Here is a 13,646-nt window from a genome sequence, read left to right as displayed (position 1 = left end):
GCCACGTCATGCGCACACCAACGACCACGCCGGATCGACCGACGCAGCTAAGTGACACACGTTACGCCGATCTCTGCGGGCCGTCCCCGCAAGGGAGTGTCCCGTGTGTCTGGCCTGCGGAAAAGCCCCTCGACGCGCCGGTTTGCCGCGCGTCGTCGAGATCGTCAGCCGGAGGCGCCGCCGGTGAAGTGCCAGGACGCGAGCCGCACCGACGGCGCCGCCCACCAGGCGCCGTCCACCCGGTCCGGTTGACGCACCGCCCGCGAGCCCAGCCCGAGCACCGCGCCCGGCCCGAGCGCCCGGGGGTACGACTCGGTGAACCGCAGGTCGCGGACCGCCCGGACGACCGTGCCGTCCTCGATCAGCCACACTCCGTTGCGGGTCAACCCGGTGACGACCAGGCTCTTCGGGTCGAGCACCCGCGTGTACCACAGGTCGGTGACCAGCAGCCCCCGTCGTACCCCGGCGACAAGCGCCGCGGTGTCCGTGTCGACCACGGCGCCGGCCGCCGCGCCCGTGGTGCTCCGGCCCACCGCGCTGGCCGGCCCCGCCACCGCGGGAGAGAGCCGCAGGTTACGGGCCATCGGGCCCCAGGTGGCGCCGCCCGCGATCGCGTGCCCGGTGGACTCCGCACCCGCCTCGGCGGCGGTCCGCCGGTCGTGCGCGACCGCCCGCGTGATGCCCGCCTCGACCAGGGTCACCGCCCGCCGGCCGGTGCCCTCGGCGTCGAACGGCAGACCCGACGCGCCAAGGGGATCGTCCACCAGGGTCACCTGTCGGTCGAACTGGGCCGCGCCCGGCTCGGCGAACGACTGCCGCTCCGCGTACCGCTTGCCGTTGAAGCCGAACCAGGAGAGGTTCTGCAACAGGTCCGCCACCGCGGCCGGCTCGAACACCACCTCGTAGCGACCCGGCGGCAACTCGACCGGGTCGGCTGCCGCCTGCGCCTTCGCGGCGGCGTGCGCGCCCAACTCGGCACCGTCGAGGTCGGACAGCCGGTCGACGCAGCGTCGGGCCACCCCGTCCGCGCCGTCGCGCCGCGCGATGCCGTCCATCGCCGCCTCCGCCGAGCGGCCGTACGCGGTGTGCCCGGCCGAATTGGCGAACGCCGACGAGCGGTGCGCGGTACGGCAGTATCCCGCGGTGGTGAGGCCCCCGGCGGCTGCCACGAACGCCCCGACCCGGTCGGCCCGCTGGTCCGGCTCGGCAAAGGCGGTGGCCTCGTCGACGGGTGGGGCGGCCGGTGCGGGCGTCGGCGGGGCCAGCCCCGGCCAGCCCGGGTCGGGCGGGCAGAGCCGCGCCGCCGCGAGGGTGCGCTCGACAAGCGCGCGCAACCCTTCGGTGGTGACCACACTGCCGCTGCCGGCGGCGGTCCGCCCGTCGACGTGCACCCGCAACCGGACGCCGACGGTGGACTCGGCGACGTTCTGGTGGATGGCCGAGTTAGCGAACCGGGTCAGGGCCAGGTCCGCCCGGGTCACCACCGTCTCGGCCTGCGCGGCCGGCCCGCCGAGACGCCGGACCAGCTCGATGACCTGCCCGGCCAGCTCCAACTCGCTCATGCCGACACCCCCACCCGGACGTTGCGGAAGCGGGCCGGCGCGGCCGGATGGCCGGTGTGCCCGATCTGGCCCGGCTGGCCCTTCCCGCAGTTGGGCGTCCCCCAGGGCACCGTCTCGCCGGACAGCATGTCCATCGAGCGCCAGAAGAGCGGGCCGATCCCGGTGTACGTGGGATTGCGCAGCATCCGCCCACGCCGTCCCTTCTTGATCTCCCAGCCGACCTCGCAGCCGAACTGGAAGTTGAGCCGCTTGTCGTCGATCGACCAGGACCGGTTGAGATCCATCAGGACGCCGTCGTCGGTGGCCGCGATGATCTCCTCCAACGTGTGCGGGCCGGGTTCCAGGCCCACGTTCGTCATCCGGACCATCGGCAGCCGGGCCCATCCGTCGGCCCGTACGCTGCCGCCGTAGTCCAGGCCGGCCATCGCGGCCGAGTCCCGGCCGGCGAGCACGCCCACCCAGCGACCGTCGCGCACCGCGTCCCGCTTGACCGCGGGGGAGCCCTCGTCGTCGAAGCCGAAGCTGCCCAGCGCCCCCGGGATCGTCGGGTCGATCGTGATGTTCATCAGCTCGGAGCCGTAGCGCAGCGAACCGAGCTGGGCCAGGTCCAGCCAGGACGTGCCGGCGAACGCGGCCTCCCAGCCGAGGATCCGGTCCAGCTCGATGGCGTGCCCGACCGACTCGTGGATCTGCAGGGCGAGCTGTTCACCGCCGAGGATCAGATCCGTCTCGCCGGCCGGGCAGGGCGGCGCGGTGAGCAGGGCGCGGGACTCCTCGGCGATCTGCGCGGCGTGCGCGGCCAGGTCCAGTGACTCGACCAGCTCCCAGCCGGTGGTGCCGTACTGCCCCCGATAGCTCGGCCAGGACCGCCGCTGCGTCTCGCCGTCACCGATCGAGGTGGCCGAGATGCCCCCGCCGCACTCGCGGATCCGCTGGTCGATGCGGTGGCCCTCGCTGGACACGAACCACTTCGCGGTGTCCCAGATCTGGTAGAGGCCCTCGGCCAGATCGGCGCCGTGCTCGGCCATCGTGCGGGTCGCGCCGACCAGCAGGTCGCCCTTGTCCGACAGGGGAACCCCGAGCGGGTCGATCTGGCAGCCGGAGGCCCAGCTCGCCGCGACCGCCTCGACCGCCACCAGGTCGACCGGAGGGCCCGGCACCCGGGCGCTCGCCATGGCCGTCCGGGTCGCGCGCCGGCCGGCGTCGCGGGCGGCGGCGTCCGACAGATCGGGTACGGCGTGGAAGCCCCAACTCGCACCGACGAGCGCCCGGACGCCCAGCCCGATGCTCTCGTCCTGGGTCAGCTCTTCCACGTCGCCGTTGCGCGCGGTCATCGACTCGTAGCGGCGGTGCATCACCCGCGCGTCGGCGTACCGCGCTCCCGCGTCGAGGGCGGCCTGGACGGCGGCGGCTGCCGCGTCGAACTCGGTCATGGACCGACCCTAGGCCAGCCGACCGACACCCGTCAGGGGACGAGTTCCTCCGGCCGGATCGTGGCCCGCACCGGCTCGGTCAACTCCAACACCTCGCCGCGCTTTGCGTCCGCTGCCTCGACGTAGTGGCCGTTTTGACGCCGGTAGAGGCGCAGCGTGCCGGTTTCCTGCTCCACCAGTAGGTACCACCCGATGCCGGCAGCCGCGTAATAGTGCATCTTGAGCACCTTGTCCGTGGACGCGTTGCTCGGCGAAATGATTTCGCAGACCAGCTGAACGTCGGTCGCCTCGATGGTGAGCTCGTCGAGATCGATCGGGTTGGTGAGGACGAGATCGGGGATCGGTATGCGACCGGGCCCGAGCCGGACGTTCACCGCCTCCAGGAGTTCAAGGCCGGCGGCCTCGGAGGCTGTCTCGAGGATGTTGCCGAGCCTGCGGGAAATGCGTTGGTGTCGGGGGGTGAGGGCTGGGGTCACGTGGAGGCTCCCGTCGAAGAGTTCCACGCGTTGCTGCGTCTCGCCGAGGGCGAGGTACTCCTCTTCACTCCAGGGGCCTTCGTGGTTGAACACCGCCGCGGTCATCGTCACCTCCACCTCGTGCCAGCGGGAATCCTCCCGGGCGCTGCTGCCATCATCGTCGCACCCGACGTGCGATCACGAGATGAATGGGCGTGGATGGCGAGGTGAGGGGTGTTCAGGGCCGATGCCGACTCGTTACGCTCGGGCCCGCTGACACGTGCCGGCTTTGTAGCTTATTTTCACCCTCGGAAGTTTGATGTAAGTTCTCTTCGTCACTGAGGGAGGCGGCCGTGGACAGTTCGGATGCCTACCTGCGGGTGCGCGACCTGCGGGTCCGGTTCGACACCTCGGACGGGGTGGTGCGCGCGGTCGACGGGGTGTCGTTCGCCGTCGAGCGGGGCCGCACCCTCGGGATCGTCGGCGAGTCCGGCTCCGGCAAGAGCGTCACCTCACTTGCCATCCTCGGGCTGCACGACGCGAAGCGGGCCACGATCACCGGGGAGATCTCGGTCGGTGGCCGGCAGTTGGTGGGCCTGCCCGACGAGGAGGTACGCCGGCTGCGCGGCCGGGACATGGCCATGATCTTCCAGGACCCGCTGTCCGCGCTGCACCCGTACTACAGCATCGGCCGGCAGATCGCCGAGGCGTACCGGGTGCACCACCCGGAGGCCAGTCGGCGCGAGGCCCGCCAGCGGGCGGTGGACATGCTGGACCGGGTCGGCATCCCGCAGCCGGCCCGCCGCTTCGACCAGTATCCGCACGAGTTCTCCGGCGGGATGCGGCAACGGGCGATGATCGCGATGTCGCTGGTCAACGACCCCGCGCTGCTGATCGCCGACGAGCCGACCACCGCGCTGGACGTCACCGTGCAGGCGCAGATCCTGGACCTGCTCGCCGACCTCCAGGCCGAGTTCCACTCCGCGATCATCCTGATCACCCACGATCTCGGCGTCGTCGGCCAGGTCGCCGACGAGGTGCTGGTGATGTACGGCGGGCGGGCCGTCGAGCAGGGCGGTGTCGAGCAGGTGCTCCGCTCGCCGCAGCATCCGTACACCTGGGGGTTGCTCTCCAGCGTGCCGTCGTTGCACGGCGACGCGGACGCGGACCTGGTGCCCATTCCCGGCAACCCGCCCAGCCTGATCAACCTGCCGACCGGCTGCGCCTTCCACCCGCGCTGCCGCTACGACGACCGCGTCGGCGACCGGTCCCGCACCGAGGTCCCCGAGCTGCGCGCGGCCGGGGCCGACGGCCACCTGGTGGCCTGCCACCTGAGCGCCGAGGAACGCGCCGCGATCTACGCCGAGAACGTGGCATCCGTGGGGGTGGCCCGATGAGCGACGAACCACTGCTGCGCGTACGCGGGCTGACCAAGCACTTCCCGGTCCGCCAGGGGCTGCGCGGCGCCGGCCTGGTGCGGGCGGTCGACGGCCTCGACTTCGACGTGCGCCCCGGCGAGACTCTCGGCCTGGTGGGGGAGTCCGGCTGCGGCAAGACGACCACCGGCCGGATGCTGGTGCGGCTGTTGCAACCGACAAGCGGCAGCATCGAGTTCGACGGGCGGGACATCACCCACGCCGGGCGACGGGAGCTGCGCCCGCTGCGGCAGGAACTCCAGATCATCTTCCAGGACCCGTACGCGTCGTTGAACCCCCGGCACACGGTGGGTCGGATCGTGGCGATGCCGTTGCAGGTCAACGGGATCAAACCGCCGGGCGGGATCAGGGCGCGGGTGCAGGAGCTGCTGGAGCTGGTCGGGCTGAACCCGGAGCACTACAACAGGTATCCGCACGAGTTCTCCGGCGGCCAGCGTCAGCGCATCGGCATCGCCCGCGCGCTGGCCCTGCGGCCGAAGCTGATCGTCGCGGACGAGCCGGTGTCCGCCCTGGACGTCTCGATCCAGGCGCAGGTCGTCAACCTGCTGCGCGACCTGCAACGGGAGCTGGGCCTGGCGTTCGTGTTCATCGCGCACGACCTGGCGGTGGTCCGGCACTTCTGCCAGCGGGTCGCGGTCATGTACCTGGGGCGGATCGTGGAGATCGGCGACCGGGCCGACATCTACGAGCGCCCGCAGCATCCGTACACCCGGGCTCTGCTCTCGGCGATCCCGGACGTCACGCAGCTCGGCCCGGCGGGCCGGATCCGGCTGACCGGCGACGTGCCCACCCCGCTGGACCCGCCGTCGGGCTGCCGGTTCCGCACCCGGTGCTGGAAGGCGGAGGACATCTGCGCCACCGAGGAGCCCGCGCTGGTCCCGCGCGACGGCGGCAACCAGGCCACCGCTTGTCACTTCCCGGAAAGGGAATCGGCCAGCACGAGCCCGGAAGGGGAAGCAGCCAGCACGAGTCCGGAGGTCGCGGGGTCGGCTGCTCCGATCATCGAGGAGGTGTCGTCGTGAGCCTGTCCCCGGTGGAGGGTGTGGCGCTGGCCGAGATCGAGTCCGATCCGGACGCGATCGCGCCCGCGGCGAAGGGTGTCGTCGGCCGTTCGCCCGGTCAGCTCGCCTGGCTGCGGCTGCGTCGCGACCGGACGGCAGTGGTCAGCGGCGTACTCCTGGTGTTCTTTCTGCTGTTGGGGTTGTCCGCCCCGCTGATCGAGATGGCCTACGGGATCGGGCCGCGCGAGCAGTTCCAGAAACTGTTGGACGGCTTCGGCATGCCGCTGGGCTACGCCGGGGGTGTCACCGGGGACCACTGGTTCGGCCTGGAGCCGAACCTGGGTCGGGACATCTTCATCCGGTTGATCTACGGGCTGCGGACGTCGCTGTTCATCGCGTTCGCCGCCGCGCTGATCACCGCCACCATCGGCATCGCGCTCGGCGCGCTCGCCGGCTACCTCGGTGGCTGGCTCGACGCGGTGATCAACTGGATCACCGACCTGACGCTGGCCATGCCGTTCCTGATCATCGCGCTGGCGCTCACTCCCACCATCACCCTGCGCTTCTACGGTGAGCGGGGGCAGGTGTCGTCAGCCTTCGGGGTGGGCGTGCTGATCGGTGTGTTCGCGATCTTCGGCTGGACCAGCACGGCACGGCTGGTGCGCGGGCAGGTGATCGCGCTCCGCGAGCGGGAGTTCGTGGAGGCGGCCAAGGCCAGCGGCGCCGGGTTGGGGCACATCATCTTCCGGCAACTGCTGCCGAACATCTGGGCGCCGATCCTGGTCTCGTTCTCGCTTGCGGTGCCGCAGTTCATCACCAGCGAGGCCGCGCTGTCGTTCATCGGTGTCGGCCTCAGCGACGAGACGCCGAGCTTCGGCCGGATGATCTACGACAGTCTGGACTTCCTCCAGACCGACCCGGCGTACGTCTTCTTCCCGGGCATCACGATCTTCGCGTTGGTGTTCGCTTTCAACCTCTTCGGCGACGCGTTGCGGGACGCGCTCGACCCGAAGTCGTCCCGGTAGGGGTGGCCTCATGTCACGGTTTCTGATCAAGCGGCTGTTCTCCGCGACGCTGACCCTGTTCGCGGTGAGCGTGTTGACCTTCCTGATGTTCTTCGCCCTGCCGCGCGACCCGGTCACCAGCATCTGCTCGAAGAACTGCAACCCGGAGCGCCTGGAGCGGGTCCGTGACGACCTGGGCCTGAACGACCCGCTGATCAGCCAGTACGCCGGTTACATGAAGGGCATCGTCACCGGCCGGGACCTGGGCAGCGCGCAGGGCGGCAGGTGTGACGCGCCCTGCCTGGGCTGGTCGTACGTCACCAACGAGGCCGTCTCGGACACCATCGCCCGGGTGCTGCCGGTGACGCTGAGCATCGTGATCCCGGCGGCGATCCTCTGGCTGCTGCTCGGCGTGGGGTTGGGCATGGTGTCGGCGCTGCGCCGGGGCACCTGGCTGGACCGCCTGGCCATCGGTTTCTCGCTGACCGGCGCGTCGTTGCAGCTCTACTTCGTGGGCGCGGTGCTGCTGCTGGTGTTCGTCTACAACCTGCGGCTGCTGCCGGTGCCCAGCTACACGTCGCTGTTCGACAATCCGGCGAAGTGGGCCAGCGGGCTGGTGCTCGCCTGGGTGGCGCTTGCCTTCCTGTTCTCGGCCATCTACGCCCGGCTGTCACGGGCGCAGATGCTGGAGACGCTGTCCGAGGACTTCGTCCGGACGGCGCGGGCGAAGGGCCTGGCCAAACCCGCGGTGTACGGGCGGCACGCGCTGCGCGCGGCGATCACCCCGGTGGTGACCATCGCCGGCCTGGACGTGGGCGGGGCGCTGGGCGGCACGGTGATCACCGAGACGACGTTCGGCATCCAGGGGCTGGGGCGTACGGCGGTGGACGCGGTGAAGGCCGGCGACCTACCCACCATCATGGCCACCGTGCTGATCGCGGCCGTCTTCGTGGTGCTGGCGAACGCCCTGGTGGACCTGCTCTACGCGGCCATCGACCCGCGGGTCCGGCTGCGCTGAGCGCTCGGGCGTCCACCGCGCCGAACGGTGGCGAAATTTATCGACAACTGTTACACAACTCGTAGGTTTTCTTCCTTACGATCCTCGGGACGTCGGCGGTTCTCGCCCCGGCGAAACCGCACGGCACATGGGTGAAGGGGGTACTTCATGCGACTACGCGTGGCGGCTGCCGCAGGCGGCGCGATCGCTCTGGCGGTGACATTGGGTGCGTGCTCGAAGAACACGGGCGAGGGCACCACTGTCGACAGCGAACGGCAGCAGACCGGGGTCATCGCGACCGACCCGAAGGACTCACAGGGGCCGGCGGCCGAGGTGAGCGGCGCCGCGAAGGGCGGCACCTTCACCATCATCCGGGAGTCGCCGATCTCCCACCTGGACCCGCAGCGGACGTACTCGTTCGCGGGCCTGATGACCAACCCGCTCTTCGCCCGCTACCTGACCACCTGGAAGGACGACGGCAAGGGCGGCCTGGTCCTCGTGGGCGACCTCGCCGAGACGCCGGGCAAGAACGTCAACAACGACTGCAAGGTCTGGGAATTCACCGTCAAGGACGGGGTGAAGTTCGAGGACGGCCGACCGATCACCTCCAAGGAGATCGCGTACGGCATCGCTCGCTCCTTCGACCCCGACATCGCCGGCGGCCCGACCTACATCCAGGAGTGGCTGGCCGACACCCCGCAGTTCGACACCAAGTGGGACTTCAAGAAGAACAAGACGTCGCTGCCGCCCGGCCTCACCACGCCGGACGCCAAGACGCTGCGCTTCGAGTTCGCCAAGCCGCGCTGTGACCTGCCGTTCGCGGTCTCGCTGCCGACCACCGCGCCGCTGCCCGCCGACAAGGACACCGGCGTCGACCTGGACAAGCAGCCGTTCTCGTCCGGGCCGTACAAGGTCGCCAAGAACCAGGTCGGTGTGCAGCTCACCCTGGACCGCAACCCCAACTGGGACCCGAAGACCGACCCGGTCCGGCACCAGTACCCCGACCAGTTCGTGTGGAGCTTCGGCCCGACCGCGGACGCCGCCAGCAACCGGGTGATCGCCGACAACGGCGCCGACCAGAGCGCGCTCGCCTTCAACAGCGTGCCCGCCTCGCTTGTCGCGAAGGTGGCCAGTGACGCCGCCCTCAAGTCCCGCACCATCCTCTCGCCGACCCCGAGCGCCAACCAGCTCGTCATCAACAACCAGCGGGTCACCGACCTGAAGGTGCGGCAGGCGCTCAACTACGCCATCGACCGCGAGGGCCTGATCAAGGCGATGGGCGGGCAGACCGTCGCGGCGCCGATGACCACGCTGATGCCGCCGGCCACCATCGGCTACAAGGCGTACGACGCGTACCCGGCGGGTGCCAACGGCAACGTCGACAAGGCCAAGGAGTTGCTCGGCGGCAAGACGCCGGAGCTGGTCCTCGGTGTCGCCGACAACTCGACCGAGCAGCAGCAGGGCGCACAGCTCAAGGCCAACCTGGAGCGGGCCGGCTTCAAGATCACGCTGCGGAACATCTCGGACGACGCCAAGCTCGACGAGGTCAAGAAGAAGGACAACCCCTGGGACCTCTACATCGGTAACTGGGCGGCGGACTGGCCGAGCGGGGCGTCGATCCTGCCGGTGCTCTACGACGGCCGGACCATCAAGCCCGAGGGCAACAGCAACCAGTCCTACTTCAACGACCCGACGATCAACGCCGAGATGGACCGCATCCAGGCCATGCCCGCCGCCGACCAGGGCCCGGAGTGGGCCAAGCTCGACGAGCGGATCATGAAGGAGCACGCGCCGGTGGTGCCGCTCTTCGTCGACGTGGCCTACCACGTGCACGGGTCCAAGGCGGGTGGGGTCTTCATCTCCAGCGTCTTCGGCTACCCGTCGTTCGTCAACGCGTACGTCACGTCGTAGGTCGCGCCGCAGGCCAGAAGTGCCCCCTCCCGACAGCGTCGTCGGGAGGGGGCCCTTCTGTTTCCGTGGGACCGAGCCGGCCGGGTTCGTTGACAACATCGCTCGTGTCTCAATACGCTTAACTGGTTGGTTAAATGAAGGGAGCTTGCGGTGGCTGGCACCGATCAGCTCAGCGCGGTTTTCTCGGCGCTGTCCGACCCGACTCGACGGGCGATCATCGCCGAGCTGGCCGACCGCGACGCCACGGTCACCGAGCTCACCGCTCCTCTGTCGATCTCGATGCCGGCGGTGTCACGGCACCTCAAAGTGCTCGAGCGTGCAGCGCTCATCTCGCGGTCACGGTCGGGCAAGTGGCGCGCGAGTCACCTCGAATCCGCCCCGTTGCGCGAGGCGGCCGACTGGATCGAGCGCTACCGGCGGCTCTGGGACGCGTCGCTCACCCGCCTCGACGCCCACCTCGCCGCGGTGCAGGCCGCCGATCGGGCAACGGACCGGACGGCCGACGACCCCAGGGACCCCGAATGAACACAGAAACTCCGCAGCTCGTCGTCTCGCGTGTGTTCGACGCGCCGCGACAGCTCGTCTACCGGGCCTTCACCGACCCCGACCACCTGGCGGCGTGGTGGGGCCCGATCGGCAACTCGCTGCCGCGCGACGAGATCGAGTTCGACGTGCGCCCCGGCGGCTTCCAGCGGTGGACGGAGGTCAACGCCTCAGACCCCGTTGTTCGCGTGCGGATCCACGTCGACCTCACCGACGTCGCCGACGGCGAACTACTCGACGGCGTCATGCACGTCGGTGGCCGGCTGCCGGAGGGCCTCGAGCCGTTCGAGACGAGACTCCGGATCGAGTTCCACGACGAGGCCGACGGACGGACGCGACTGGAGATCCGCCAGTGGCTGCCCGACCATCTGGCGCACCCCAGCGCGGAGGGGTGGCGCCAAGCGTTCACCAAGTTGGACGCCACGCTGACGAATGTGCAGGCCGTTGCGGCTGATCACCGAAAGGCAGAGGCATGGCGAAGCTGATCTACGTGAACAACGTATCGCTCGACGGCTACATCGAGGACGAGCGCGGCGCGTTCGACTGGTTCCCCATCGGCGACGAGGTGTTCGCGTTCCACACCGACCTCCTGCGGTCCGCGGGCACGCTTCTCTACGGGCGGCGCCTCTACGAGGCGATGGCCGTCTGGGAGACCGACTCCGCTCTGGCCGCGCAGTCCGACCTCACCGCCGACTTCGCGAACGCCTGGCAGGCGGCGAGCAAAATCGTCTATTCCACGACCCTCGCTGCGGTGTCAACTGCCGACACCCGAATCGAACGCCAATTCGACCCCGCCGCGGTACGCGAGCTGAAGGCCACGGCCGGCAGCGACCTCACCGTGGGAGGTGCCAATCTCGCGGCGCAGGCCTTCAAGGCCGGGCTTGTCGACGAGTGCCAGCTGATGGTCCTGCCCGTCGTCGTCGGCGGCGGAAAGCCAGGGCTGCCGACCGGCATCCGCGCGGCCCTCGAACTCCTTGATGAGCGCCGATTCCACAACGGCGTCGTACACCTCCGCTACCGCGTTCTGCCTCATTAGGCGTTGACCATCTTGATCAAGATTGTCGGCGCCATCCTGGACAGCGCGCTGGGATTGACCTTCGCGGGCTGAACCCGGAGGAAGTCCACTCCAGGAGGCGTGCGTGAGCACGCCACCCAACACCGAGGCTATGGCGCAGCCCAGACCGATCCCGAGCATGCCGTTGGTGTCCTGCATCATCGTGAGAAATTCCCGGCTGACGCCAAGCGGATGCCCGAAGAACCAGGCCACTCTGTCGCCAAGACCCACATCGCGAACATCCAGGCGAAGCTGGCGCTCAACAACCGGGTGGGCATCGCGGCCTGGGCTTGGCGAGCTGGACTGGCCCGAGCCGTACGATCGGCGCGGGGCCGGGAACGCGTCGTGGAGCGTTGGTGACTGTGGTCGGTCGCTCGGTGCGGCTGGGGCTCGGCGCCTTCCGTAGCGACCCTGCGCGACGGTGCTAACCCGGTCGTGGATCTCGGCAACGGCTGTTAGCTTCGCGGGATGTTCGCCACCGACCGGGTCCGACTGCGCCCGCCCACGCCCGACGACGCACCGAACATGTTCCGCCTCTACGGTGATCCCGAGTTGCACCTGGTCACCGACGGCGAGCCGTTCCTGCCGCGCCACGTCGGCCAGGTCCGGGCCCGCCTGGAGAAACAGGTCACCGAGCCGCCCGACGGCCAGACCGCGGTGTCGCTGCTGGCCGAAACGGTGGCCGACGGCACTTTCCTCGGTGGCGGCTCGCTGTGGGGGGTCAACCCGTTCAATCAGTACGCCCACCTCGGCATCTCGCTGCTACCGGAGGCGCGTGGCCAGGGGTACGGGACCGAAGTGATCCAGCTACTCTGCCGGTACGGCTTCCGCAACCGCAATCTACGCCGTCTGGAGCTGGAGACGCTGGCAAGCAACACGGCCATGCGGCGGACCGCGGAGACATGCGGCTTCACGCACGAGGGCACCCAGCGGGAGCGCGAGTACGACGGCGACGGCTTCGCGGACATGGTGATCTACGGTCTGCTCCGGCGCGACTGGACGCCCTAGCCGGCCGTGAATCAGGGCTGGGTTGCGCTCGCGCGCTGGAGATGTGGTCGATGTAGTCCCGGGACTCGATGATGAGCCCGTCGCGGATGCGCATCGCGAGGTTTCCGGTGGGCTACTCATGACGGGAGGGGACCCTTCCGTTCACGGTTCCTGACCTTGGAGCGCACCCCCACTGACCTTCGACGCCACGAGCGTTGTGCCACCTGCGGCCCGGGCGGATGTCAGCGATGATGGGGCGTTCGGCCGGAGGCGGGTGATGATGAGGAAACCAACGCTGTTCCTGACTGTGGGGCTCCCGTGCACAGGGAAGACCACTACTGCTCGGCGCATCGAGACCGAGGAGAAAGCCCTTCGTCTCACCAAGGACGAGTGGGTGAAGGCTCTCCACGGGCACGAGAATCCGTCCTCGGCTACGGACGTGATCGAAGGCAGGCTCATTCAGATCGGGCTGCGCGCCCTCGAACTCGGCAACAGCGTCGTGATCGACTTCGGCCTCTGGAGTCGCGACGAGCGCTCGGCGCTACGGCAGGCGGCAGCGGACGTCGGCGCGACGGTGGAAATGCGCTACTTCGAACTCACCCCCGCCGAGCAGCGCGAACGAGTCGATCGACGTCAGGCCGAAGCGCCACAGACGACGTGGCCCATGTCCGACGAGGAGCTCGCCGAGTGGGCTGCCAGCTTCGAAATCCCCACGTCGGGCGAACTGGACGGCACCGAACCCATTGACGACCCACCGGCCGGATTCGCGACATGGGACAAGTGGCGCACCCACCGCTGGCCGCCGTCGGTCTTTTGACGCCTGCTCCGTGCAGCGCTGCCAGGACCGCTCGTCGGCATGATCACACGCCGTGTCGACCGAACGTCAGCCGAGAAGTTCGATTTCCACCAGCGGGCTTCCGGCAATCCAGCTTTCCAGGCTCTCGGCCCAGTCCAGAGTGAGGACGATCTCGCCGAACACGAGTGCCCGCTCGTCCGGATCGGTTACGGGACGGGCCCGTGCCTGAAAATCTTGGTCGGCCAGATGCAGCGTGAACTCGGGATGAGCGAGCACGTTGGCGTACCAGTCACGGGAGCCAGGGCTTCCCGTGAGCCAGTAGCGGCCACCGGCTCGATAGCGCCACGTCTCGGTCCTCCTCGGCTGACCGCTCCGTCGTCCGGTCGTGGTGATCTCAATCGTTCGCTGCCGCTCCAGCGCCTGCCGCGTCTCGTCCGTCGCCGTCATGCACTCATGCTCCGGCCTCA

General features: G+C 69.5%; 15 protein-coding genes. 11 read left to right on the top strand and 4 right to left on the bottom strand.

Annotated features, from left to right (window positions below):
* Positions 1 to 164 precede the first annotated feature (164 nt).
* The 3 genes from MILUP08_RS29980 to MILUP08_RS29970 are packed head-to-tail and all read right to left on the bottom strand — an operon-like array spanning position 165 to position 3,576.
* Positions 165 to 1,562: a TldD/PmbA family protein gene (locus tag MILUP08_RS29980; RefSeq protein WP_007464916.1), complete on the bottom strand. Its 1,398-nt coding sequence runs from the start codon at positions 1,560 to 1,562 to the stop codon at positions 165 to 167.
* A complete protein-coding gene (locus tag MILUP08_RS29975; RefSeq protein WP_007464914.1) occupies positions 1,559 to 2,995 on the bottom strand; it encodes a TldD/PmbA family protein in 1,437 nt (478 codons plus the stop codon). The genes MILUP08_RS29980 and MILUP08_RS29975 overlap by 4 nt, the downstream gene beginning before the upstream one ends.
* Before the next feature lie 32 nt (positions 2,996 to 3,027).
* Positions 3,028 to 3,576 (bottom strand): Uma2 family endonuclease, encoded by a 549-nt coding sequence (locus MILUP08_RS29970; protein ID WP_007464912.1) that lies wholly within the window; start codon positions 3,574 to 3,576, stop codon positions 3,028 to 3,030.
* A 227-nt stretch (positions 3,577 to 3,803) separates the two neighbouring features.
* On the opposite strand from MILUP08_RS29970, the gene MILUP08_RS29965 reads away from it, so the two are divergent.
* The 11 genes from MILUP08_RS29965 to MILUP08_RS29920 all read left to right on the top strand — a co-directional run bounded on the left by MILUP08_RS29965 (position 3,804) and on the right by MILUP08_RS29920 (position 13,200).
* Positions 3,804 to 4,847: an ABC transporter ATP-binding protein gene (locus MILUP08_RS29965; protein ID WP_007464910.1), complete on the top strand. Its 1,044-nt coding sequence runs from the start codon at positions 3,804 to 3,806 to the stop codon at positions 4,845 to 4,847.
* Positions 4,844 to 5,908, top strand: a complete 1,065-nt coding sequence (locus tag MILUP08_RS29960; protein ID WP_007464908.1) for an ABC transporter ATP-binding protein — start codon at positions 4,844 to 4,846, stop codon at positions 5,906 to 5,908. Before MILUP08_RS29965 ends, MILUP08_RS29960 begins: the two co-directional genes overlap by 4 nt.
* Positions 5,905 to 6,912 (top strand): ABC transporter permease, encoded by a 1,008-nt coding sequence (locus MILUP08_RS29955; RefSeq protein WP_039906871.1) that lies wholly within the window; start codon positions 5,905 to 5,907, stop codon positions 6,910 to 6,912. The genes MILUP08_RS29960 and MILUP08_RS29955 overlap by 4 nt, the downstream gene beginning before the upstream one ends.
* 10 nt (positions 6,913 to 6,922) lie before the next feature.
* Positions 6,923 to 7,909 carry an ABC transporter permease gene (locus MILUP08_RS29950; RefSeq protein WP_007464904.1) on the top strand — a complete coding sequence of 329 codons (987 nt, stop codon included), beginning with the start codon at positions 6,923 to 6,925 and terminating at the stop codon, positions 7,907 to 7,909.
* A gap of 147 nt (positions 7,910 to 8,056) precedes the next feature.
* Positions 8,057 to 9,799: an ABC transporter substrate-binding protein gene (locus MILUP08_RS29945; protein WP_007464902.1), complete on the top strand. Its 1,743-nt coding sequence runs from the start codon at positions 8,057 to 8,059 to the stop codon at positions 9,797 to 9,799.
* Positions 9,800 to 9,949: 150 nt separating this feature from the next.
* Complete coding sequence (locus tag MILUP08_RS29940) at positions 9,950 to 10,324, top strand: ArsR/SmtB family transcription factor (protein WP_007464900.1); 375 nt, start codon at positions 9,950 to 9,952, stop codon at positions 10,322 to 10,324.
* Positions 10,321 to 10,827: an SRPBCC family protein gene (locus tag MILUP08_RS29935; protein WP_007464897.1), complete on the top strand. Its 507-nt coding sequence runs from the start codon at positions 10,321 to 10,323 to the stop codon at positions 10,825 to 10,827. Before MILUP08_RS29940 ends, MILUP08_RS29935 begins: the two co-directional genes overlap by 4 nt.
* Positions 10,815 to 11,378 carry a dihydrofolate reductase family protein gene (locus MILUP08_RS29930; RefSeq protein WP_007464895.1) on the top strand — a complete coding sequence of 188 codons (564 nt, stop codon included), beginning with the start codon at positions 10,815 to 10,817 and terminating at the stop codon, positions 11,376 to 11,378. The genes MILUP08_RS29935 and MILUP08_RS29930 overlap by 13 nt, the downstream gene beginning before the upstream one ends.
* 99 nt (positions 11,379 to 11,477) lie before the next feature.
* Entirely contained in the window at positions 11,478 to 11,756 is a 279-nt protein-coding gene (locus MILUP08_RS36180; protein ID WP_007464893.1) for a helix-turn-helix domain-containing protein, read from the top strand.
* 108 nt (positions 11,757 to 11,864) lie between these two features.
* Complete coding sequence (locus MILUP08_RS29925) at positions 11,865 to 12,404, top strand: GNAT family N-acetyltransferase (protein WP_007464892.1); 540 nt, start codon at positions 11,865 to 11,867, stop codon at positions 12,402 to 12,404.
* Positions 12,405 to 12,660: 256 nt separating this feature from the next.
* Entirely contained in the window at positions 12,661 to 13,200 is a 540-nt protein-coding gene (locus MILUP08_RS29920; RefSeq protein ID WP_007464890.1) for a P-loop nucleotide/nucleoside kinase family protein, read from the top strand.
* A 66-nt stretch (positions 13,201 to 13,266) separates the two neighbouring features.
* Here the strand turns inward: MILUP08_RS29920 and MILUP08_RS29915 are convergent, their stop codons facing one another.
* A complete protein-coding gene (locus MILUP08_RS29915; RefSeq protein WP_007464888.1) occupies positions 13,267 to 13,626 on the bottom strand; it encodes a nitroreductase family deazaflavin-dependent oxidoreductase in 360 nt (119 codons plus the stop codon).
* Positions 13,627 to 13,646: the final 20 nt, after the last annotated feature.

The organism is Micromonospora lupini str. Lupac 08, from assembly GCF_000297395.2.
GTDB lineage: Bacteria > Actinomycetota > Actinomycetes > Mycobacteriales > Micromonosporaceae > Micromonospora > Micromonospora lupini.
This window is presented reverse-complemented; position numbering and strand designations above follow the sequence as displayed.

Bases quoted from the DNA above. Each gene is read 5' to 3' on its own strand.
- MILUP08_RS29970 (WP_007464912.1), bottom strand. From the start codon at position 3,576: ATGACCGCGGCGGTGTTCAACCACGAAGGCCCCTGGAGTGAAGAGGAG.
- MILUP08_RS29975 (WP_007464914.1), bottom strand. From the start codon at position 2,995: ATGACCGAGTTCGACGCGGCAGCCGCCGCCGTCCAGGCCGCCCTCGAC.
- MILUP08_RS29925 (WP_007464892.1), top strand. From the start codon at position 11,865: ATGTTCGCCACCGACCGGGTCCGACTGCGCCCGCCCACGCCCGACGAC.
- MILUP08_RS29960 (WP_007464908.1), top strand. From the start codon at position 4,844: ATGAGCGACGAACCACTGCTGCGCGTACGCGGGCTGACCAAGCACTTC.
- MILUP08_RS29980 (WP_007464916.1), bottom strand. From the start codon at position 1,562: ATGAGCGAGTTGGAGCTGGCCGGGCAGGTCATCGAGCTGGTCCGGCGT.
- MILUP08_RS29945 (WP_007464902.1), top strand. From the start codon at position 8,057: ATGCGACTACGCGTGGCGGCTGCCGCAGGCGGCGCGATCGCTCTGGCG.
- MILUP08_RS29935 (WP_007464897.1), top strand. From the start codon at position 10,321: ATGAACACAGAAACTCCGCAGCTCGTCGTCTCGCGTGTGTTCGACGCG.
- MILUP08_RS29915 (WP_007464888.1), bottom strand. From the start codon at position 13,626: ATGACGGCGACGGACGAGACGCGGCAGGCGCTGGAGCGGCAGCGAACG.
- MILUP08_RS29930 (WP_007464895.1), top strand. From the start codon at position 10,815: ATGGCGAAGCTGATCTACGTGAACAACGTATCGCTCGACGGCTACATC.
- MILUP08_RS29950 (WP_007464904.1), top strand. From the start codon at position 6,923: ATGTCACGGTTTCTGATCAAGCGGCTGTTCTCCGCGACGCTGACCCTG.
- MILUP08_RS29920 (WP_007464890.1), top strand. From the start codon at position 12,661: ATGATGAGGAAACCAACGCTGTTCCTGACTGTGGGGCTCCCGTGCACA.